Source organism: Nocardioides sp. Bht2 (assembly GCF_047308515.1).
Taxonomy (GTDB): Bacteria; Actinomycetota; Actinomycetes; order Propionibacteriales; family Nocardioidaceae; genus Nocardioides.
In genome coordinates this window covers 43134-64706 of the sequence record NZ_JBLBWI010000011.1, presented here as the reverse complement: position 1 = coordinate 64706, position 21573 = coordinate 43134, and the positions used below count along the sequence as shown (strand labels likewise).

Below are 21573 nucleotides of genomic sequence, written 5' to 3'. Positions count from 1 at the left end.
GTGACTACGATGGTCAACCATGAGCGCAGAGCAGGAGACTCCCTGGGGTCGAGTAGCCGACGATCGCACCGTCTACGTCCGTACCGCGGACGGTGAACGAGCGGTTGGTCAGTACCCCGAAGGAACCCCCGAAGAGGCCCTGAAGTTCTTCACCAACCGGTTCGAGGCGCTGTCCTTCGAGGTCGATCTGCTGCACCAGCGGGTCAACTCGGGCGCCCTCGCCCCGGAGGAGGCCGCCAAGTCGGTCAAGGCGGTGCGGGACCAGGTCGTCGACGCCCACGCGGTCGGTGACCTCGACTCGCTGCTGGCGAAGCTCGACGCGCTGAGCCCGGTGATCGACAAGCAGCGCGACGAGCGCAAGGCCGAGCGGGCCGCCAAGGTGGCGGAGTCCAAGGAGCGCAAGGACGCGATCGTCGCCGAGGCCGAGAAGCTGGCCGGGAGCAACGACTGGCGCAACGGCGCCAACCGGCTCCGTGACCTCCTCGAGGAGTGGAAGGCACTCCCCCGTCTGGAACGCTCCGCCGACGACGCCCTGTGGCGCCGATTCTCCACCGCCCGGACCAACTACACCCGCCGCCGCAAGGCGCACTTCTCCGAGCAGGCCGAACGGCGTGAGGGCGCCCGCGCGGTCAAGGAGAAGCTGGCCACCCAGGCTGAGGCGCTGGCCGACTCCACCGAGTGGGGCCCGACCGCCAACAAGTTCCGCGACCTGATGCGCGACTGGAAGGCCGCAGGACCGGCTCCCCGCGACGTCGACGACGCGCTGTGGAAGCGGTTCCGTGGCGCTCAGGACACCTTCTTCGGCGCTCGCGACGCCGCCAACGCGGCCCTCGACGCCGAGTTCGAGGCCAACGCCGTCGTCAAGGACCAGATCCTCGTCGAGGCCGAGGCGCTGCTCCCGGTGACCGACCTGGACGCCGCCAAGCGCGCGTTTCGCGACATCGCCGACCGCTGGGACGCGGCCGGCAAGGTCCCGCGCGGCCGGATCAAGGAACTCGAGGCCCGGATCCGCAAGGTCGAGCAGGCGATCCGCTCCGTCGAGGACGAGCAGTGGCGCAAGAGCGACCCGGAGAAGTCGGCCCGTGCCGACGACATGATCGGGAAGCTGGAGACCGCGATCGACGAGACCAAGGCCAAGCTGGAGGCGGCCCGCGCTGCCGGCGACGCCAACAAGGTGAAGAAGCTCGAAAGCGACCTCGAATCTCGTCAGGCGTTCTTGGAGATGGCGCGTAAGACCGCCGCCGACTTCAACGGCTGACCCGCCGAGGGCGCACGAATAGCACGCGAGGTTGCACAGGTCTGTGCAGCCTCGCGTGCTATTTGTGCGCCCTTGGGCTACTGGGTGATCCGGTAGGCGTCGAAGACGCCGGGGACCGAGCGGACGGCGCGAAGCACCGAGTCCAGGTGCTTGGCGTCGGCCATCTCGAAGGAGAACTTGCTCTTCGCGACGCGATCGCGGGTGGTGGTCAACGAGGCACTCAGGATGTTCACGTGGACGTCGGAGAGCGCCATCGTGATGTCCGAGAGCAGCCGGGCGCGGTCGAGCGCCTCTACGCAGATGTTCACCAGGAAGGTGGACTTCGCGGTGGGTGCCCAGTCGACCTCGACGAGGCGTTCCGGCTGGTTCTTGAGATCCTCCGCGTTGGTGCAGTCGATCCGGTGCACCGAGACGCCGCCGCCCTTGGTTACGAAGCCGAGGATCTCGTCCGGCGGGACCGGGGTACAGCATCGCGCCAGCTTCACCCAGAGGCCGTCGGCTCCCTTGACCACGACGCCGGCCTCACCCGCGCCGGAGACCCGGGCCGGGCGGTTGCGACGCGGGGTGCTCGGCAGCCCCTCAGGGCTCTCGTCGGGGGTGCCTTCGATACCGCCGTGAAGCTCGACGACCTTGCGGACGACGGTCTGAGCACCGAGGTTGCCCTCACCGACCGCGGCGTAGAGCGAGGAGATGTCCCCCAGCTTGATCTGCTGGGCGACCTGGAGCAGCGAGTCGTGCGACATCAGCCGCTTGATCGGCAGCCCCTCCTTGCGGAGCGCCTTGGTGATCAGCTCCTTGCCGGCCTCGATCGCCTCTTCCCGGCGTTCCTTGGTGAACCACTGCCGGATCTTCGACTTCGCCCGCGGCGACTTCACGAAGTTCAGCCAGTCGCGGGACGGTCCGGCGTTGGGAGCCTTCGAGGTGAAGACCTCGACGACGTCACCGTTGTCGAGCTTCGACTCCAGCGGCACCAACCGCCCGTTGACCCGCGCGCCGATCGTGTGGTGGCCCACCTCGGTGTGCACCGCGTAGGCGAAGTCGACCGGCGTCGAGCCGGTGGGCAGCGGGATCACGTCACCCCGCGGGGTGAAGACGTAGACCTCGGTCCGGTTGATCTCGAAGCGCAGCGAGTCCAGGAACTCGCTCGGGTCCTCGACATCGTTCTGCCAGTCCATGAGCTGGCGGACCCAGCTCATGTCTTCCTTCTCGGCCAGCTTGTCGGTGTCGACGCCGTTGCGGCCGTTCTCCTTGTACTTCCAGTGCGCCGCGACGCCGTACTCGGCCCGGCGGTGCATCGAGAAGGTCCGGATCTGCATCTCCACCGGCTTGCCCTGCGGGCCGATCACCGTGGTGTGCAGCGACTGGTACATGTTGAACTTCGGCAGCGCGACGTAGTCCTTGAAGCGGCCCAGGACCGGGCTCCACCGAGCGTGGATCACGCCGAGCGCTGTATAGCAGTCGCGATCCTCTTCGACCAGGATCCGGATACCGACCAGGTCGTAGATGTCGGAGAACTCCCGACCGCCCACGATCATCTTCTGGTAGATCGAGTAGTAGTGCTTCGGCCGACCGGTCACCCGGGCCTTCAGCTTGGCGACCTTGATGTCGGCCTCGACCTGGGCGATCACCTCGGCGAGGAACTTGTCCCGCGAGGGCGCCCGCTCGGCGACCATCCGGACGATCTCGTCGTAGATCTTGGGGTGCAGCGCCGCGAAGGCGAGGTCCTCAAGCTCCCACTTGATCGTGTTCATCCCCAGCCGGTGGGCCAGCGGGGCATAGATGTCGAGGGTCTCGCGGGCCTTGCGTTCCTGCGTCTCCTGCTTCACGAACCGCAGGGTCCGCATGTTGTGCAGACGGTCGGCGAGCTTGATCACCAGGACCCGGATGTCCTGCGACATCGCGACGATCATCTTCCGGATCGTCTCGGCCTGGGCCGAGTCGCCGTAGGTGACCTTGTCGAGCTTGGTGACGCCGTCGACCAGGCGGGCGACCTCTTCACCGAAGTCGGCGGTGAGCTCAGCGAGCGTGTACGGCGTGTCCTCGACCGTGTCGTGCAGCAACGCCGCGACCAGCGTGGCCTCGGTCATCCCGATATCCGCCAGGATCGTGGTGACCGCCAGCGGGTGGGTGATGTAGGGCTCGCCGCTCTTGCGACGTTGCGGCTCATGGAGCCGCTCCGCCGTCAGATAGGCGCGTTCCAGCAGCGCGAGGTCGGCCTTGGGGTGGTTGGCTCGAACCGCTCGGAAGAGCGGTTCGAGCACCGGGTTACCACCTTGCGGCCGAGCCCCGATCCGAGCCAACCGGGCGCGCATCCGGCGTGCGGACGTGACGCCGCTGGGTGTGGTCTCGGGCTGCTGGTCGGCCATTGGGAAATACTAGTCCTGCGGGAACAACGGGTACTCGACGCCCGAGATGTGCTGGACGACGCGCACCACCTGGCAGGAGTAGCCGAACTCGTTGTCGTACCAGAGGTAGACGATCGCGTTCTTGCCGTTCACGATGGTCGCGTTGGCGTCGACGATGCTGGCGTGACGCGAACCCACGAAGTCGGTGGAGACGGCGTCGTTCGACGTCGTGAAGTCGATCTGGCGCTTCAGCGGCGAGTGCAGCGAGATCTGGCGGAGGTAGGTGTTGAGCTCCTCGGCCGTGGTCTCCTGCTCCAGGTCCAGGTTCAGGATCGCCATCGAGACGTCCGGGGTGGGGACGCGGATCGAGGAACCGGAGATGTGCGCCTCGAGCTCAGGCAGTGCCTTGGCGATCGCGGAGGCGGCACCGGTCTCGGTGAGCACCATGTTCAGCGGGGCCGAACGGCCGCGGCGGTTGCCCTTGTGGAAGTTGTCGAGCAGGTTCTGGTCGTTGGTGAACGAGTGAACGGTCTCGACGTGGCCACGGGCGATGCCGTACTCGTCGTTGATCACCTTGAGCGGCGGGACGATGGCGTTGGTGGTGCAGCTGGCGCACGAGATCACGGTGTCGTCGGCGGCGATCGTGTTCTGGTTGATGCCGTGCACGATGTTCTTGACGTCGCCCTTACCGGGTGCGGTCAGGACCACCTTGGCGATGCCCGGGCGCAGGTGCTTCGAGAGCCCCTCGCGGTCGCGCCAGATACCGGTGTTGTCGACCAGGATGGCGTCCTTGATCCCGTACTCGGTGTAGTCCACCTCGGACGGGTCGTTGGAGTAGATGAACTTGATCTCGTTGCCGTTGGCGCAGATCACGTTGTTCTCGTGGTCGACGTGGATCGAGCCGTTGAACTGGCCGTGGATCGAGTCGCGACGCAGCAGCGAGGCGCGCTTGACGAGGTCGTCGTCGGAGCCCTTGCGGACCACGACGGCACGCAGGCGCAGGCCGTTGCCGGAGCCCGACTTCTCGACCAGCAGGCGAGCGACCAGGCGGCCGATCCGACCGAAGCCGTAGAGCACCACGTCGGTGGGGCCTTCGCGGACGATCTTGTTGTCGCCGGTTGCCGGGGCGACGGCGTCGGTGACGAACTCCTCGAGGCTCTTACCGCCGTTGTCCTCGGCGAACGCGATGGCGAGCTTGCCGATGTCGATCCGGGCCGGACCCAGGTCGAGGCCGGCGAGGATCTCCAGGATCGGGTGGGTCTCCTCGACGGCGAGGCCACGCTCTTCGATCTGGCGCACGTAGCGGTGCGTCTTGATGATGCTGATCACCGACTTGTTCACCAGCGAACGGCTGTGAACCAGGATGGTGACATCGCGCTCGCGGTAGAGGCGCCCGATCATCGGGATCATCGCCTCCGCAAGGGCCTCACGGCGCTTCCAGATAGAGAAGTGGTCAGACGTCACGGTGCTGTTTCCTCGAGGGTGAGAAGGGTTGGTGTGTTCAGACCTGGCAGAGCGCGCGCAGGGGCAGGTCGCCCACCGCTTCGCGTCCGGGCAGGAAGGTGAGTTCCATCAGGACGGCGACCGCGTGCGGCACGCCGCCGCAGCGGCTGACCAGCTCACGGGTGGCGGCGATGGTGCCGCCGGTCGCCAGCACGTCGTCGATCAGAAGCACCCGTTCACCGGGTGCGATCGCGTCGGCGTGCAGTTCCAGGGTCGCCTGGCCGTACTCCAGGGAGTAGCTGACGGCGTGGGTGTCGCGGGGCAGCTTGCCGGCTTTGCGGACCGGCACGAAGCCGACGCCGAGCGACAGTGCGATGGGGGCGGCGAGGATGAACCCGCGCGCCTCCATCCCGACCACCTTGTCGACGACGACGTTGCCCTCGGCGTCACGGCCGGCTGCGGCGAGCGCCTCGACGACCGCGGGGAAAGCCTGGTGGTCAGCAAGCAGCGGGGTGATGTCCTTGAAGAGGACACCGGGCTCGGGATAGTCGGGGACGTCCTGGATCAAGGACTCCCACTCAGCCGACAATCCTCAGCGCTCCTGGTCGGAGTCGGGGTTGACCGGGGCGGAGTCGTCTTCGATCTCGGCCGGGGCGTCCTCGGCGCTCTCCTCCTCGTCCGGAACCACACCGGCGATGGCGGGGCGGGCGACCTCAGCGACGACACCGGGCGCGATCTCAAGGCCGACGCTGGTCTCCTTGAGGAAGGCCACGTTGCCGAGGATGCCGCTGTTGGTGATCACTCGGTCGCCGACCGAGATGTTGCGCTGCACGTCGGCCAGGGCCTTCTGACGCTTGTTGGCGGGACGGATCAGCAGCAACCAGAAAATTAGGAAGATCGCGGCAATCGGGATCAGGGTCTCCACGACGGGAAGCACTCCTAGGGCATGACAAAGGCAAGGACGTCCCTAGTCTAGCGGTGGTTCACTCGTCGAAGATGGTGGCCTCGGACACCTCGGCCCGCGGCGGGGTGAGCCCCAGGTGGGTCCACGCCAATCTGGTCGCCGCTCGGCCCCGTGGCGTACGGACCAGGAACCCGTTGCGGACCAGGAACGGTTCAGCCACCTCTTCCACCGTCTCCCGCTCCTCACCGACGGCGACCGCCAGGGTGGAGAGCCCGACCGGCCCGCCGGCGAACCGGTTGCAGAGGGCATCCAGTACCGCCCGGTCGAGACGGTCCAGACCCGAACCGTCGACCTCGAAGAGGTCGAGCGCCCGATGCGCCACATCGATCGTGATCACGCCGTCAGCACGGACCTGAGCGAAGTCACGGACCCGGCGCAACAGCCGGTTGGCGATCCGCGGCGTACCCCGCGAACGGCCGGCGATCTCGGCGGAGCCGTCGTCGTTGAGGGGAACGTCGAGGAGTCGGGCGCTCCGCTTCACGATGAGGTCCAGCTCGGCGGGTTCGTAGAACTCCAGGTGGCCGGTGAAACCGAACCGGTCGCGCAGCGGGCCGGGCAGCAGACCGGCCCGGGTGGTGGCACCGACCAGCGTGAACGGCGGGATCTCCAACGGGATCGCGGTGGCACCCGGCCCCTTGCCGATGATCACGTCGACGCGGAAGTCCTCCATCGCCATGTAGAGCATCTCTTCGGCGGCCCGCGACATCCGGTGGATCTCGTCGACGAAGAGGACATCGCCCTCGTTGAGCCCCGAGAGGATCGCGGCCAGGTCGCCGGCGTGGGTGATCGCGGGGCCGCTGGTCAGCCGCAACGGCACACTGAGCTCGTTGGCGATGATCATCGCCAACGTGGTCTTTCCGAGTCCGGGCGGACCGGAGAGCAGGACGTGGTCGGGCGCGCGGCCGCGTGCCTTCGCGGCGTCGAGGACCAGCCCGAGTTGCTCGCGGACCCGCTGCTGGCCGACCACCTCATCCAGGCTGCGCGGGCGCAGCGCCGCCTCGACGGCCCGCTCGTCGCCGTCCGCCTCGGCCGCCGTCAACCGGCTGAGGTGAGCAAGGTGGGCCTCCTCGGCGGCGGTGTACTCGTCGAGTTCGCCCACGTCGTCCAGCCCGTCCACGTCGTTCACCTCACGCCTTCCGCAGCGTCACCAGTGCGGCGCGGAGCAGGGCACCCACGTCCGGCTGGTCACCGGCCTGCGGCGCCACCGCCTCGACCGCCTTCTCCGCCTCCTTGGCCGACCACCCCAGGCCGACCAGTCCTTGGTGGACCTGGTCCCGCCACGCGGCGGAGCCGCCACCGGAGGCGATCCGGGCAGGGCCACCGCCGACCACGGCACCGATCCGGTCCTTGAGCTCCAGGATGATCCGCTGGGCGCCCTTCTGACCGATACCGGGGACCTTGGTCAACGTCTTCACGTCGTCGCTGCCGACGGCTTGGCGCAGGTCGTCGGGGCTGAAGACCGCGAGCATCGCCTGAGCCAACTTGGGGCCGACGCCGCTGGCGGTCTGCAGCAACTCGAAGCAGCCCTTCTCGTCGTCGTCGACGAAACCGAAGAGGGTCATCGAATCCTCGCGCACGACCATGCTGGTGGCGAGCTGGGTGACCTCACCACGACGCAAGGTCGCCAACGTGTTCGGCGCGCACTGCAGGTCGAGACCGATGCCGCCGACGTCGAGCACCGCGTTGGTGAGGCCGACATCGGCGACCGTGCCACGAACGAATGCGATCACGAACTTCTCCTAGCCTGGGTCCTACTGGCTTGCTGGGCCCGCTGCGCGGCAACGGCAGCGGCGATCCTCGACTGGGAACGGTTGGCGGCGGCCATCGCCTCATCGATCCGCGACTGCGCCCCACCCCGCCACAGATGGGTGATCGCGAGCGCCAACGCGTCGGCGGCGTCAGCCGGCTTCGGGGGCGCGTCGAGCCGCAGGATCCGGGTCACCATCGCGCCGACCTGCGCCTTGTCGGCTCGACCGTTGCCGGAGACCGCGGCCTTGACCTCGCTGGGGGTGTGCATCGCCACCGGGAGACCGCGTCGAGCCGCACAGACGAGCGCGATGCCGCTGGCCTGGGCCGTGCCCATCACGGTACTCACATCCGAACGGGCGAAGACCCGCTCCACGGCGACGGCGTCCGGCTGGTACTCCTCCAGCCAGGCGTCGATCCCCCGCTCGATGGTGACCAGCCGGGTGGCGATCGGCTCCGAGGCCGACGTCCGGATCACGTTGACGTCGATCAGGGTGAGCGGGCGCCCGATCGATCCTTCGACCAGCCCGATACCGCACCGGGTCAGGCCGGGGTCGATCCCCATTACCCGCATCGTCTTCCCTTCGCCGCGAACCATCCGAACACATGTTCGCACACAGTCGGCGCTCCCCCGGCCGAAGACACGCTCAATGTGAGCTGAGCGCCCAGTTTCGGGACGAAACTGGGCGCTCAGCTCACATTGAGGTACGGGGTCTTACTCGTCGGCGTCGAGCTGCGCCATGACCTCTTCGCTGACGTCGACGTTCGAGAAGACGTTCTGGACGTCGTCCAGGTCCTCCAGCGCGTCGATCAGCTTGAACACCTTGGCCGCGGCCTCGGCGTCGACGGGGATGTCCATGCTCGCCACGAACTCGATCTCGGCGGAGTCGTAGTCGACGCTCGCCTCCTGCAACGCAGTACGTACCGCGACGACGTCCGAGGAGTCGGAGATGACCTGGAACTGATCGCCGTGGTCGTTGACCTCTTCGGCTCCGGCGTCGAGGGTCGCCTCCAGGACGTCGTCCTCGGAGACCTCCTTCGCCTCCTGGGCCTTGGCCACCAGGACAACGCCCTTACGGGTGAAGAGCCGCGAGACCGAACCCGGGTCGGCCATCGTGCCGCCGTTGCGGGTGACCGCCGTGCGGACCTCCATCGCGGCACGGTTCTTGTTGTCGGTCAGACACTCGACGAGGATGCCGACGCCTGCGGCACCGTAGACCTCGTACATGATCGTCTCGTAGTTGACGCCGCCGCCCTCAAGGCCACCGCCGCGCTTGACCGCGGAGTCGATGTTCTTGTTCGGCACCGACTGCTTCTTCGCCTTCTGGATGGCGTCGTAGAGCGTCGGGTTGCCCGATGGGTCAGGGCCGCCGGTCTTCGCGGCGATCTCGATGTTCTTGATCAGCTTGGCAAAAAGCTTGCCGCGCTTCGCATCGATTGCGGCCTTCTTGTGCTTCGTGGTCGCCCACTTGGAGTGGCCAGCCATTAGTCCCTACTTCCCTAGCCGTTCGCATCCGACGTTCCGCTCAGGCTGAGCGCACCAGATCAACGAAGAGTCGATGCACTCGTGCGTCCCCGCCGACCTCCGGGTGGAAGGAGGTCGCCATCAGGGTGCCTTGGCGGACCGCGACGATCCTACCGTGAGCCTCGCCACCCTCGACCCTGGCCAGCACCTCCACGTCGGCGCCGACCGCTTCCACCCAGGGCGCACGGATGAAGACGGCAGGTACCGGGTCGTCGAGACCCCGGAACTCCAGCGGCGCCTCGAACGAGTCGACCTGACGGCCGAACGCGTTGCGCCGAACGGTGATGTCCAGCCCGCCGATGGTCTCCTGGTCGGCCGTCCCGTCGAGGACCCGGTCGGCCAGCATGATCATGCCGGCGCACGTACCGAAGGTCGGCATACCTCCCGCGATCCGTTCCCGCAGCGGCTCCAGCAGCTCGAAGATCCGGGCGAGCTTGCCCATCGTGGTCGACTCGCCTCCGGGGATGACCAGTCCGTCGCACCGGGCCAGCTCCTCGGGACGGCGCACCGTCAGCGTCTTGACCCCGACCGCGTCCAGCGCAGCCAGGTGTTCGCGGACATCTCCTTGCAGGGCGAAGACCCCGACCGTCGTGTTCTGCACGAAGCGAATGTTAAGTGCCGAACTCAGCGTGCCGCGCAGCGGAGTTCACGAGCAGTGGATCGACAGGCCCAGGACCACGACCACCTCACGGTAGGTCCAGGTCCTCATCGCGGCGCTCTGCCAAGCCGCGTTGGTCTTCAGCTGCGAACGGACCTCTGCCGTCGTGTAGAACGTGCCCAACCCGATGCTCCCCAGCAGGCCGCCCGGGATCACCCGGCTCTGGGTGCTGCCGACGGCACCGGCGCCGGTGACCAGATAGGTCTGCCGGACCGTACCCCCGGCGTCGCGGATCACCACCTGGTAGTCGTAGGCGATGTCCTTGTGCGGCCAGCTGAGCGTGATCTGGGTCGAGATCGCGCCACCACCCGAACACGAGACGGTGTCCGGCGGTGTCAGCGTCAGGGTGGCCAGGGCGCCCGACGCGGCGCTGGCGTCATCGGTGAACGCCGCGGCGGTCCCGGCCAGCCGTGGCACCGCAAACGGGATCGCCAGCCCGGCAAGAAGGAACGCGGTCCCGACGATCCGGCGTACCTGGGCCCCCGACGACGCCGGGACGTCACGATGCCGGGGCGCCGACTGACTCTCCGGTCGACTCCGGGCCGCCCAAGCAGCCACCAGGACCACACCGATCAGAGTGAACAGCCCCAACGGAGTCGCCATCGCGGCGATCGCGTATCCCAACCCGGGCACCGCAACGAGCTCCCGATCCACCACCGCTGCGTCGTACCGGGTCGGGTCCGCCGCCTCGTTGGCGTCACCCTTGAGCACCAGGTCGTAGTCGACCTCGCCGGTTCCGCTCGGGTGCACCGCGACGACGCGGTGCATCACCCGCTCACCGTCGTCGACGACGCTGACCACGTCCCCGACGGCGACCTGATCCGCCGCCACGCCGCGGACCAGGACCGCCGAGCCGACGTCGATGGCCGGCGCCATCGACCCCGAGGTCACCACGAGAACACGTGCGTCGAGCAACCACGCGACTGCCGTGAGGAGAAGGCAGAGCGCACCCAGGAGCGCTGTCGCGCGGAGCACGAGGCGCGCGCACCATGAGCTCGGTGTCGGACTCCGGCTCATGGCAGTTCCGAGGTGGCATTGAAGGTGAAGGTGGCCGCCGTCGTACTGCCCTGATAGGCGTTGCCTGCGCTGGTCGGCAACGTGACCTGGATGCAGAGGTTCTCGCTCGCTCCCGGGGCCAGGACCCGTTTCGTGGTGACCAGGGCACCCGCCAGCAGGCTGCCGGTCCCCGCGAGTGCGGTCCCGGCACAGGTCGCCGTCGGCGCCGACCCGGTGGTGGCCGCGGCCCCGGTCACCTTCACGGTAAGGAGTCCGCCCAGGTTCTTGCCGTCCGGGTTGGTCACCACAGAACTCGCGTCGTAGGCCAACGGCACCGTGCCGGTGTTCGCCACCTTGAGCACCCCGGCGGCACTGTTGCCCGGCGCCATCCCGGTCAGGGTCAGCGTGGTCATGCCGACCGCGTCGCTCGGATTGTCATTGAGCACCAGATCCAGGTTGCCAGCGCTGAATGTGCTCCCGTTGACGGTGACCTGATCGGTCCAGAACGCCGATGTGGTGAGCGCGCCGAACGTCGCCACCACTCCGAAGCTCAGCGCGACCAGAACGGCCACCGAACCGATCCCCCGTTGCCGGCGGTCCGCGCGATGCCTGCTCATCGCCCACCTCCGGCACGCGGCATGAAGCCGTTCACCAGGGACGTTGCGATCACCACGACCGACCCCTCCTCATCACTTCCCCCGTTTCACGGCGCGATGCGGGAACGGCGCTCCCGCATCACACCGACGAACATCAGCGCGGCGTACCACACCAACACCACGGCCAGCCCTTGGATCAACTGGCCGCGACGATCCGCGGAGAGCAGACCTGCGGCGTGACCGAGGTACGGCACCGCATACCAGAGCTCGCCCTTGACCTGGACCGGTCGGACCGGTTCCGGATCGGGTACCGAGTTGGCGTCGCCCTGCGTCTGCCACGACCGCTCGTTGCGCCCGTTGCGGGAGCTGGCGACCACCCGATGGGTGGCGACCGCTGCCTCACCGGAGCGCAACTGGTAGGTGATCACCGAACCGACACCGATCTCGTCGGCCTCGACCGGCCGGACCACGACCATCGTGCCGGGCGGAAGCTCCGGCTCCATGGATCCCGTCGTGATCACATACGGCGTTGCCCCCGCGATCCGGGGAACCACCACCGCGACCAGCAGCACAGCGGTCAGCGCAAGCAGTGCCGTCCACACCAGCACCTGGCGCAGAGACGTCAGCACGCGGCGCGCCGACACGGCAGTGATCCTTAGTTGTGGACCTGTTGCGCGGTCACCGTGATGTCATCCAGCACCGCTTGGAACTGCGTGGAGGTGCTGTTGAAGGTGTTGTCCGCTGAGCCCGGGTCGGTGAATTCCACGCTGACCGTCACGCCGAGCGCCTGCCCATCGTTGGCCTCGGTGAACTCGGTCGCGGCAGCACCGTTCACGGTGAGGCCGGTAGCACTCACCACCAGCCCGGGGGCGAGGTCTCCGGTCAGGTTGGAAGCGGTCGCGCTGACCTGGGCGCGCAGGTGGTTTCCCTCCGCAGCGATCGTGAAGGCGCAGGTCTTGTTGAGTACGTCGCCCGGCACCAGCGGGTCGCCGGCGGCGTAGGTGGCCGGAGCGGATTCGCCGGAGTCCAGCGTCCACTGGCCGCAACCGGCGTTGGTGGCGTCGGTGACCAGGTCGAGGTGACCGGCATTGACCGTGCCGCCAGGCACGGTCTCGCTGTCTGTCCAGTAGGCCAGCGATCCGACGCCACCGACCAGCAGCGCAGCCGCTGCGCCTAGTGCTAATGCTCCCTTGGTGCTCTTGTTCATGGCTGTCCCCCGTTGTTGTTCCGGGAACACAGCAGGTTCCCGTGTACAACGACGTTCCCACCGAGGTCGATGAGTTACTGAGGGCTCAAGCCCGATTCTGTCCGGCCGGAGAGCTCGATTGGCCCCAACGGGCTATGACAAACCGATCAAATCGCACGCCAGGTCGCGGCGACCTCGATCCGACCCTCGTCGAAGTGGGCCGCCAGGCCGTGTCTGGCGAAGACACCGAGCACTTCATCGAGAAGTGCATCGCCCGGCGCCCCGTTCGCGGTGGTCGAGTGCCACAGGTTCACTTCCAGCATCCCGGCGTCGATCGAATGCCAGACGTCGGCGCGGGTGAACCAGAGGACACCACGGGGCGACTCCCCCGCCGCATGCGCACGGTCCAGCTCCGCCTTCGCCGCCCAGTGGTCGTGGACTCCGACCAGCACCGCCAATTGGCGGTGACGGCACTCCTCAAGGGCCGCCGCCAGCCGTGCGCCGTCAACCTGGGCTCCCGGCTCCGCCACTGCATCGGAGCGGGCCTGCGCCAACCAGGCCTCAGCCAGGGCGTCGGCGTCGGCGGTCCTGGGCAGGTCGGCGCGGATCGCCTCGGCGAGCTCGTTCCGCATCCGGGCCGGCTCGTCGAGCCCGGAAAGCAGCAGGAGCCGCGCGAGATCGCGCAGCTCCTGCTCTTTACGTTCTTTCTTCACCACGCGAACCCTACGCGCTCAATGTGACCTCTCAGCACTCACAACCGGTCAAACCCAGCGCTGAGGTCACATTGGGTTACCAGCCGCGGGTCTCCAGGCGGTGGTGCTGCGGGATCTCGTCGACGTTGAGGCCGACCATCGCCTCGCCCAGGCCACGCGAGACCTTGGCGACGACGTCCGGGTCGTCGTAGAAGGTGGTCGCCTTGACGATCGCCTCGGCACGCTGCGCCGGGTTGCCGGACTTGAAGATGCCCGAACCCACGAAGACACCCTCCGCGCCCAGCTGCATCATCATCGCGGCGTCGGCCGGGGTAGCGATACCGCCCGCGGTGAACAGGACGACGGGGAGCTTGCCGGTGCCGGCAACCTCCTTGACCAGCTCGTACGGCGCCTGCAGCTCCTTGGCAGCGACGTAGAGCTCGTCGGCGTCGAGAGCGCCCAGACGGCGGATCTGCTTGCGGATCGTCCGCATGTGGGTGACCGCGTTGGAGACGTCGCCGGTGCCGGCCTCGCCCTTCGAGCGGATCATCGCGGCGCCTTCGGTGATCCGGCGCAGCGCCTCACCGAGGTTGGTCGCACCACAGACGAAGGGAACCGTGAAGGCCCACTTGTCGATGTGGTTCTCGTAGTCGACCGGGCTCAGCACCTCGGACTCGTCGATGTAGTCCACGCCCAGGCTCTGCAGCACCTGAGCCTCAGCGAAGTGGCCGATCCGGGCCTTCGCCATCACCGGGATCGAGACAGCCTCGATGATCCCGTCGATCATGTCCGGGTCGCTCATCCGGGAGACGCCACCCTGGGCGCGGATGTCGGCCGGAACTCGCTCCAAGGCCATCACGGCGACCGCGCCGGCGTCCTCGGCGATCTTCGCCTGTTCGGGGGTGACCACATCCATGATCACGCCGCCCTTGAGCATCTCGGCCATGCCACGCTTGACCGCAGACGTGCCGGTGGCCGTCTTGTCGTTCGGAGTCTCAGTTCCCATAACCTGCAGCCTAACTCTCCAGAACGCCGTTCACTTCACCGTCTCAGCGTAGGCCTGTTGACGGACCACCCAGATCCGCTGTGCCACGGTGATCGTGCTGGCCGCGGCAAGGGCCCACAACGTCACCTCCATCAGGATCGGGAGGCTGAAGATGGCGCCCAGGCCGGTCATCACCAGGATCGCGACCAGCCGGTCCGCTCGCTCGGCGATCCCCACCTTGGCCTGGTATCCCAGCCCTTCGGCACGCGCCCGGGCGTAGGAGGTGACCGAACCCATCACCAGGCAGACCAGGGCCAACACCAGGTAGAGGTCGCTCTCACCGGGGCCGGCGAAGTAGAGCGCCAGGCCGGCGAAGATCGCGCCGTCGCCGATCCGGTCCAGGGTCGAGTCGAGGAAGGCACCGAACTTGTTCGTCTTGCCCGTGATCCGGGCCATGTGGCCATCGATCAGGTCGCTGAAGACGAAGGCGGTGATCACCAGGACACCGGTCAACAACTTCCCTTGGGGGAAGAAGATCAGCGCACCGGCACAGACACCGAGGGTGCCGACCAGGGTCACCGCATCGGCGCTGATCCCCAGCTTGATGAATAGACGGGCGATCGGGTTCAGAAGGCGCGTCCAGAACGCGCGGAATCTCTCCAACATGGCGGTCGCAGACTACCCTGCGCCGCGTTCGAGCGGGCAGGTCAGGCAGTGTCCACCGCCTCGGCCCCGTCCCAACTCGGCACCGACGATAGGCAGCACCTCGATCCCTGCCTTACGCAACCGGGCGTTCGTGGTGGTGTTCCGGTCGTAGGTGACGACGACCCCGGGTTCCAACGCGAGCACGTTGTTCCCCGAGTCCCACTGCTGTCGTTCCCCCTCGTAGTCCGTTCCCCCGGTCGCCACCACCCGGAGCTTGGCGAGGCCGAGCGCGCGGGCCACCACCTCCACGAACGGACTGATGTTGGCCCGAACATCGACACCAGCGTCGACGGCCACCGAACCGAACCGGGATGCGGTTCCCGGGCGCAGCGTGAAGCTCGCCATCGTCTCCACGACGTCGCGGTAGCTGGTCACCACGTCGACGTCGGCGAAGGTGAAGACGCTGTCCAGGTGCGTGGTCGCCCGCTGCCGCGGCAGACTCGCGACGATCACCTGCTCCGCTGCGCCCTGCGCGAAGAGCGCGGCCGCCAGCTGAGTGATCGCCTGGCGCGAGGTCCGCTCCCCCATCCCGACCAGGACGACGCCTTGGCCGAGTGGCATCACATCGCCACCCTCCAGGGTGGCCAGCCCGGACTCGCCTTCGGCATCGCCCCACCAGACCGGCGCGCCGTTGAACCGCGGGTGGAAACGGTAGATCGCCTGATAGAGGAGCGTTTCGTGCCGCCGAGCCGGCCAGTGCAGCGGGTTGAGCACCACGCCTTCGCCGATCCAGGTCGTGGTATCCCGGGCATAGAGCAGGTTGGGCAGAGGCGGCATCAAGAACTCCCTCACGCCGAGCGACTCGACGGCGAGCAGGCTCTCCTCGCCGCGGAAGTCGACGGGAAGGTCATCCACGGAGAGACCGCCGATCAGATAGCGGGCCAACTCCGAAGGTGCCAACTCGTCCAAGAAGGCCCGGGTGCCCGCCACCATGCCGGAGCCGACCTGGTTGGCGACGATCTTCCTGCTCAGCAGCCAGTCTCGCGCCGCAGGAACGGCGACCACCTCGGCGAGCAGTTCATCGACCGACAGGACCTCGATCCCACGTTCGACCATCAGCTCGACGAAGGCGGCGTGGTCACGCCGCGCGTTGCGGACCCACATCACGTCGTCGAAGAGCAGGTCGTCGCAGTTGGTCGGCGTCAACCGTTCGTGGGCGAGACCGGGCGGGCAGACCAGGACCGAGCGCAACCGCCCCACCTCGGAGTACACGCCCGGTGACATCGTCAGCGCCCGCTGCTCATGTCAGGCTCTTCCACGCCTCGGTGAGCAGGTCGCGGGTCTCCTCCAGCAACTGTGGCAACGTCTTGGTACCGGCGACCACGGTCAGGAAGTTGGCGTCCCCGGACCACCGCGGCACCACGTGTTGGTGCAGGTGGTCGGCGAGCGACCCACCGGCGACGGTGCCCAGATTGATGCCGATGTTGAAGGCGTGCGGCGTCGAGACCGCACGGATCGCGCGGACGGCGTCCTGGGTCATCGTGGCCAGCTCCGTGGTCTCGGCCTCGGTGAGCTCGGTGTAGTCCGCGACGTGCCGGGTCGGCAGGACCATCAGGTGCCCCGGGTTGTACGGATAGAGATTGAGCACCGCGAAGGTCGTCACACCGCGAGCCACCACCAGGCCCTCGCCCGGGTGCTCGTCGGCCATCCCGCAGAACGGGCAGCCCACGCTCGCCGGCCCCGCTTCGCGGACGTAGTTCATCCGGTGCGGGGTGTAAAGGCGCTCGAGCCGATCGGGGGCGGTCACTCAACTTCTCCTTCAGTACTGGTGGAACCACGGCGTCAGTGAGGTCACCGACGGGCAGGTCACGTTGTAGTCGCGGTGGTTGGCGACCCACTGGCCGAAGACGGCGTCGCCGCCTTGGATCTGCCAGTCGTCGCCGCAGCGGGTCAATGCCTCGGACTGCGAGGTCTGTCCGGCGGCCCGCCACTCGGGCACGCCCAGAGCGAGGTCGCCGACGGCCCGCCGCCACAGGTGTGGGGTGGAGTAGATGCCGATCTTCATTCCGGCGTCGATGTAACCGCGGGCCAATCCCTGGACGACCGCGGCGTTCGCAACCAGATCGTCGCTCCAGTCGAAGTCGGGGACGGGCTCGACGTCGATCCACAGCATCGGCGTGCTCAGGCCGGCCGCCTGCATCGACTTCACGTTGAAGGCCGCCTGTTGGTATCCGACGTTGCGGAGCCGACCCAGCTTGGTCTTCGCGAACGGACCTTCGGTGCCGAACCGGTCGAGAGTCACCTCGTCGGGATAGCTGGCAACCGCGTAGGCCGACGTCGCCAGCTTCTGCTCCGCGGCCCACGCCACCTGGTCGCCCAGACACGGGTTTGCAGTGAAGCCTGGTCCGTTGGTGAGCCCGATGATCACGTAGCGGGCGTCCGGTGTCGGCATCGGCATGCCCTCGGTGCGCCGTTCCGGGATCCCCATCCCCTTCGGGCACTGCGGCCAACTGATGTCGGCGCCGATCACCGGCTCGGTGATCCGCTCGACCGGCTTCTCGGCGGCTTCCTTAGCAGCCGCCTCGGCCTCTTCGGCGAGCTTCGCGAGCTGTTCCGGATCGGCCGGGGTCGGTGCTGCTGAGGTGGTCGGCGGCGCGCTGGGCACCGCTGCCGCTTCCGGTTCGGCCGGATCGCTGGCGCACCCGACCGCCGCCACCACGAGGGCAGCGGCGGCCAGGAGACGGCCAGCGGGTCGCATCAGACCTGGTGGCGGGTCGCGACAGCCTCGACGATCCGAGCGATCGCTTCCTCGACGGGGACGCCGTTGTCCTGACGTCCATCGCGGTAGCGGAAGGAGACGGCGCCTGCTTCGACGTCGTCGTCACCGGCGATCAGCATGAACGGCACCTTCTGCAGTTGCGCGTTGCGGATCTTCTTCTGCATCCGGTCGTCCGACAGGTCGACCTCCGCCCGCAGCCCGGCTGCGGTCAGCTTCGCCATGACGTCCTTGAGGTAGCCGTCGTGGCGCTCCGCGATCGGGATACCGACCGCCTGGACCGGGGCGAGCCACGGCGGGAAGGCGCCTGCATAGTGCTCGACCAGGACGCCGATGAACCGCTCGATGGAGCCGAACTTCGCCGAGTGGATCATCACCGGTTCCTGGCGCGAGCCGTCTGCTGCCTGGTAGGCCAACTCGAACCGGTGCGGCTGGTTGAAGTCGTACTGCACGGTGCCCATCTGCCAGGTCCGACCGATGGCGTCCTTGGCCTGCACCGAGATCTTCGGACCGTAGAAGGCCGCGCCACCCGGGTCCGGGACCAGGTCGAGGCCGGTCTCAGCGGCGACGTCCTCGAGGACCTTGGTGGCGACCGCCCACTGCTCATCGCTGCCGATGAACTTGTCCGACTCCGGGTCGCGGGTCGAGAGCTCCAGGTAGAAGTCGTCGAGACCGAAGTCACGCAGCACGCTGAGCATGAAGTTCAGCAGGTGCTTGACCTCTTCAGGGGCCTGTTCCGGGGTGCAGTAGGAGTGCGAGTCGTCCTGGGCGAAGCCGCGAACCCGGGTCAGACCGTGGATCACGCCGGACTTCTCGTAACGGTAGACCGAGCCGAACTCGAAGAGCCGCAGCGGCAGCTCGCGGTACGACCGACCGCGCGAGCGGTAGATCAGGTTGTGCATCGGGCAGTTCATCGCCTTGAGCTGGTAGTTCGAGCCTTCGAACTCCATCGGCGGAAACATCGTCTCGGCGTAGTGCGGAAGGTGGCCGGAGGTGTGGAAGAGGCCGTCCTTCGAGATGTGCGGGGTGCCGACGTAGGAGAATCCCTCCTCGATGTGGCGCTGGCGGACGTAGTCCTCCATCACCCGCTTCAGCACACCGCCCTTGGGGTGGAAGACCGGCAGGCCGGAACCGAGCTCGTCGGGGAAGCTGAACAGGTCCAGCTCGCGGCCCAGCTTGCGGTGGTCGCGGCGCTCGGCCTCCTCGATCCGGTGCAGGTGCTCCTCCAACGCCTCCTTGGACTCCCAGGCGGTGCCGTAGATGCGCTGCAGCTGTTTGTTGTTCTCGTTACCGCGCCAGTAGGCGGCGGCCGAACGCATCAGCTTGAACGCGGGGATCCGCTTGGTGGTCGGCAGGTGCGGACCCCGGCAGAGGTCCTTCCAGGCGACCTCGCCCTTGCGGTTGATGTTGTCGTAGATCGTCAGCTCTCCGGCCCCGACCTCGGCCGAAGCGCCCTCGGCAGCCTCCGCCGAGTTGCCCTTGAGACCGATCAGCTCGACCTTGTACGGCTCGTCGGCGAGCTCGATCAAGGCGTCGTCGTCGTTGGTGACCCGGCGCTCGAAGCGCTGGTTCTCCTTGATGATCTTCCGCATCGCGGACTCGATCTTGACCAGGTCCTCGGGCACGAACGGGGTCTCGACATCGAAGTCGTAGTAGAAACCGTCGACCACCGGCGGGCCGATACCGAGCTTGGCGTCGGGGAAGAGCTGCTGCACGGCCTGGGCCAGCACGTGCGCGGTCGAGTGACGCAGCACGTTGTGACCGTCGGGGCTGCCGATCAGGACGCCCTCGACGACGTCCCCGTCCGCCAGCTCGTAGGCGAGGTCCTTGAGCTCGTCGCCGACCCGGGCGACGATCACGTCCGCGTCGTCGGCGAAGAGTTCCCAGGCCTTAGTGCCCGTGGTGACCGTCCGTTGCTCCTCGCCCTGGGCGGAAACGACGGTGACCTTGATATCGGACACGGGTGAACTCCTCGTTGCTCGTGGTGAGAGCCGGTCGCATTCCGGCGTGGCAAAGCCTATCCGCCATCAGGCGGTCGCCGCGCCCCGGATTGGCTCAGTGGTCTCCCGCATCCGGACCGCGTGCACCGGCCGGTACCGATCATGCAGCGAGGTGATCAGGCTGATCAGGCTCAAGAAGAAGAACGTGTCGATGAAGTCGAGGTCGCCGCTGTTGCGCCGCAACAGCCAGTCGGCGACCAACACGAAGGCGACGTTGAAGGCGAGACGACCGACGAAGCCGGCCAACGCCGACTCGACGGTCCACATCCGCCGCGAGGCGAGGATCGTGAACGCCGCGTTGACCAGGACGACGACGCCGACACCGAAGAAGAGGCTGACCGAGGAACCTTCGTAGTCCGGCAGCACGCGGGCATAGATCACCGAGATCAGGCCGACCAGGACCACCTTCTCGGCGGTCGCCATCGAACGGAGCTTCCCGTACTTCGCGGTCCATGCCGCTCGCTCGCTGGCCTCGTTGATCGCAGGCGGGATCGGGTCGGCCGCAAGCCGCAGCCCAGGCTGCGGCTCACCGAGATAGGTGGCCGCGAGATAACGGATGCCGAGGCAGGCCCCGACGACCAGTGCGATCAAGACCCCGATCGTCCACGGGTGGTCGCTGAGCGTGTCGGTGAGATCCATCTGGGCGACGTGGATCCAGTACTCCTGAGGCAGCTTGACCACCACCCAGATCAACGTTGCCAGGGCGATCCAGAAACGGTAGTCGCGGGCCGCCACCTGCCACCGGCTGCGGATCGCCTCATAAGCGATGAAGAAGTACTCGAAGGTGTTCGGGAAGATCAACAGAAGCGGCCGGAAGTGGGTGAACTCGAAAAGGACCACCCCGATCAGGCGGTAGAAATACAGGAACCAGGAGACCTGGAAGGCCCACATCGACGTCCAGTTCCGCAGCGTCGCCAGATAGGCGATCGCCAGATAGAAGATGTCCATCGCCTTGTCGTAGCTCTGGTACCCGGGCGGGTCATAGCCGAACGTCTGGAAGATCGTCTGGTCGACGCCGTCCAGGATCAGGCAGGCGATGATCGCCGGCAACGGGTGCCGGAAGATCAACAACGGCAGGAGGAAGCGTCCGGCGACGACTGCCGCGAAGACGAGGGCGGTAGCGGTACTCATGGCTTCCTCAGGGTGTGCGGCGCCGTCAGGGACAGATCATGGCATGAGACGGGCGGGCGTCGACGATACCGCCGTTGCCCGCCCGCCTCAGAGCGCCCGATCGCTACTTGAAGAGCGAATAACCACCGGGGCCGACTGCGAGACCGACGATGATCAGAACGATCCCCCAGAGGGTCTCGCCGCGGAACAGAGCGAAGATGCCCGAGACAACCAGGATCACCGCAAGAATCCAAAGAATGAATGCCATGAAAATGCTCCTCTCTTCGTTCAGATGGTTCAGCATCTGGCTCCCTCCTTGAGAGCGATGCCACCTTCGACGCTAGCGCAGAGAGCTGTACAGACCAAGCATTTCGGCCACCGAGGGCGGTTGCTGACAAACCTCGCGCTTGGTGCCCATCGGGGCGGGTTTCAAACGTCTCCCCGAAGCTGGGTAAGCGAAAAAGATCAGGCCCGCGACATTGCTGTCACGGGCCTGATCTGACTGGAGCGGACGACGAGGCTCGAACTCGCGACCTCAACCTTGGCAAGGTTGCGCTCTACCAACTGAGCTACGTCCGCAGGTGTCTCCCACCGGCCTGAGCCGGTGCTGGCGACACGGAGAAAACTAACGCATTCCGATGCAAACTG

23 protein-coding genes and 1 tRNA gene are annotated in these 21573 nt (G+C 67.2%); 1 reads left to right on the top strand and 23 read right to left on the bottom strand.

All coding sequences use genetic code 11. The annotated features are described in order from the left end of the window. Nucleotides 1-19 precede the first annotated feature (19 nt). Complete coding sequence (locus ACLM5J_RS14230; protein ID WP_413657091.1) at nucleotides 20-1258, top strand: DUF349 domain-containing protein; 1239 nt, start codon at nucleotides 20-22, stop codon at nucleotides 1256-1258. 77 nt (nucleotides 1259-1335) lie between these two features. Here the strand turns inward: ACLM5J_RS14230 and ACLM5J_RS14225 are convergent, their stop codons facing one another. The 23 genes from ACLM5J_RS14225 to ACLM5J_RS14115 form a co-directional block, all read right to left on the bottom strand. Further along, a complete protein-coding gene (locus tag ACLM5J_RS14225; protein ID WP_413657090.1) occupies nucleotides 1336-3624 on the bottom strand; it encodes a RelA/SpoT family protein in 2289 nt (762 codons plus the stop codon). Nucleotides 3625-3633: 9 nt separating this feature from the next. Further along, complete coding sequence (locus ACLM5J_RS14220) at nucleotides 3634-5067, bottom strand: glyceraldehyde-3-phosphate dehydrogenase (RefSeq protein WP_413657089.1); 1434 nt, start codon at nucleotides 5065-5067, stop codon at nucleotides 3634-3636. Nucleotides 5068-5104: 37 nt separating this feature from the next. Further along, nucleotides 5105-5635: an adenine phosphoribosyltransferase gene (locus ACLM5J_RS14215; RefSeq protein ID WP_413657088.1), complete on the bottom strand. Its 531-nt coding sequence runs from the start codon at nucleotides 5633-5635 to the stop codon at nucleotides 5105-5107. A gap of 3 nt (nucleotides 5636-5638) precedes the next feature. Further along, a complete protein-coding gene (gene yajC / locus ACLM5J_RS14210; RefSeq protein ID WP_413657087.1) occupies nucleotides 5639-5971 on the bottom strand; it encodes a preprotein translocase subunit YajC in 333 nt (110 codons plus the stop codon). A gap of 58 nt (nucleotides 5972-6029) precedes the next feature. Further along, nucleotides 6030-7049 carry a Holliday junction branch migration DNA helicase RuvB gene (gene ruvB, locus ACLM5J_RS14205; protein WP_413657163.1) on the bottom strand — a complete coding sequence of 340 codons (1020 nt, stop codon included), beginning with the start codon at nucleotides 7047-7049 and terminating at the stop codon, nucleotides 6030-6032. A gap of 88 nt (nucleotides 7050-7137) precedes the next feature. Then, a complete protein-coding gene (gene ruvA / locus ACLM5J_RS14200; protein ID WP_413657086.1) occupies nucleotides 7138-7740 on the bottom strand; it encodes a Holliday junction branch migration protein RuvA in 603 nt (200 codons plus the stop codon). Next, nucleotides 7737-8321, bottom strand: coding sequence for a crossover junction endodeoxyribonuclease RuvC (gene ruvC, locus ACLM5J_RS14195; RefSeq protein ID WP_413657085.1), 585 nt, complete (start codon nucleotides 8319-8321; stop codon nucleotides 7737-7739). The genes ruvA and ruvC overlap by 4 nt, the downstream gene beginning before the upstream one ends. A 150-nt stretch (nucleotides 8322-8471) precedes the next feature. After that, on the bottom strand, nucleotides 8472-9242 hold the full coding sequence (locus ACLM5J_RS14190) for a YebC/PmpR family DNA-binding transcriptional regulator (protein ID WP_413657084.1): 771 nt from the start codon (nucleotides 9240-9242) through the stop codon (nucleotides 8472-8474). Nucleotides 9243-9282: 40 nt separating this feature from the next. Further along, nucleotides 9283-9882: a pyridoxal 5'-phosphate synthase glutaminase subunit PdxT gene (pdxT, locus tag ACLM5J_RS14185; RefSeq protein ID WP_413657083.1), complete on the bottom strand. Its 600-nt coding sequence runs from the start codon at nucleotides 9880-9882 to the stop codon at nucleotides 9283-9285. 45 nt (nucleotides 9883-9927) lie between these two features. After that, on the bottom strand, nucleotides 9928-10854 hold the full coding sequence (locus ACLM5J_RS14180) for a signal peptidase I (RefSeq protein WP_413657082.1): 927 nt from the start codon (nucleotides 10852-10854) through the stop codon (nucleotides 9928-9930). A 98-nt stretch (nucleotides 10855-10952) separates the two neighbouring features. Continuing rightward, nucleotides 10953-11552, bottom strand: coding sequence for a hypothetical protein (locus ACLM5J_RS14175; protein WP_413657081.1), 600 nt, complete (start codon nucleotides 11550-11552; stop codon nucleotides 10953-10955). Nucleotides 11553-11638: 86 nt separating this feature from the next. Next, entirely contained in the window at nucleotides 11639-12175 is a 537-nt protein-coding gene (locus tag ACLM5J_RS14170) for a signal peptidase I (RefSeq protein WP_413657080.1), read from the bottom strand. Between the two features lie 11 nt (nucleotides 12176-12186). Then, complete coding sequence (locus ACLM5J_RS14165; protein WP_413657079.1) at nucleotides 12187-12738, bottom strand: alternate-type signal peptide domain-containing protein; 552 nt, start codon at nucleotides 12736-12738, stop codon at nucleotides 12187-12189. A gap of 146 nt (nucleotides 12739-12884) precedes the next feature. After that, nucleotides 12885-13430, bottom strand: a complete 546-nt coding sequence (locus ACLM5J_RS14160; protein WP_413657078.1) for a DUF6891 domain-containing protein — start codon at nucleotides 13428-13430, stop codon at nucleotides 12885-12887. 76 nt (nucleotides 13431-13506) lie between these two features. Then, on the bottom strand, nucleotides 13507-14415 hold the full coding sequence (gene pdxS, locus ACLM5J_RS14155) for a pyridoxal 5'-phosphate synthase lyase subunit PdxS (RefSeq protein WP_413657077.1): 909 nt from the start codon (nucleotides 14413-14415) through the stop codon (nucleotides 13507-13509). A 30-nt stretch (nucleotides 14416-14445) separates the two neighbouring features. Then, nucleotides 14446-15060, bottom strand: a complete 615-nt coding sequence (gene pgsA / locus ACLM5J_RS14150) for a phosphatidylinositol phosphate synthase (RefSeq protein ID WP_413657076.1) — start codon at nucleotides 15058-15060, stop codon at nucleotides 14446-14448. Nucleotides 15061-15072: 12 nt separating this feature from the next. After that, complete coding sequence (locus tag ACLM5J_RS14145; protein ID WP_413657162.1) at nucleotides 15073-16329, bottom strand: arginine deiminase; 1257 nt, start codon at nucleotides 16327-16329, stop codon at nucleotides 15073-15075. A gap of 10 nt (nucleotides 16330-16339) precedes the next feature. Beyond that, on the bottom strand, nucleotides 16340-16846 hold the full coding sequence (locus ACLM5J_RS14140; protein WP_413657075.1) for an HIT family protein: 507 nt from the start codon (nucleotides 16844-16846) through the stop codon (nucleotides 16340-16342). 12 nt (nucleotides 16847-16858) lie between these two features. Further along, nucleotides 16859-17797 (bottom strand): hypothetical protein, encoded by a 939-nt coding sequence (locus ACLM5J_RS14135; RefSeq protein WP_413657074.1) that lies wholly within the window; start codon nucleotides 17795-17797, stop codon nucleotides 16859-16861. Next, the gene (gene thrS / locus ACLM5J_RS14130) at nucleotides 17797-19776 is read right to left on the bottom strand and encodes a threonine--tRNA ligase (protein WP_413657073.1); all 1980 of its coding nucleotides are present in this window, start codon (nucleotides 19774-19776) and stop codon (nucleotides 17797-17799) included. Before thrS ends, ACLM5J_RS14135 begins: the two co-directional genes overlap by 1 nt. A gap of 66 nt (nucleotides 19777-19842) precedes the next feature. Continuing rightward, nucleotides 19843-20946, bottom strand: a complete 1104-nt coding sequence (locus ACLM5J_RS14125) for a hypothetical protein (protein WP_413657072.1) — start codon at nucleotides 20944-20946, stop codon at nucleotides 19843-19845. Nucleotides 20947-21049: 103 nt separating this feature from the next. Further along, nucleotides 21050-21193 carry a GPGG-motif small membrane protein gene (locus ACLM5J_RS14120; RefSeq protein ID WP_413657071.1) on the bottom strand — a complete coding sequence of 48 codons (144 nt, stop codon included), beginning with the start codon at nucleotides 21191-21193 and terminating at the stop codon, nucleotides 21050-21052. A gap of 235 nt (nucleotides 21194-21428) precedes the next feature. Next, nucleotides 21429-21504: transfer RNA gene (locus tag ACLM5J_RS14115), tRNA-Gly, on the bottom strand. Nucleotides 21505-21573: the final 69 nt, after the last annotated feature.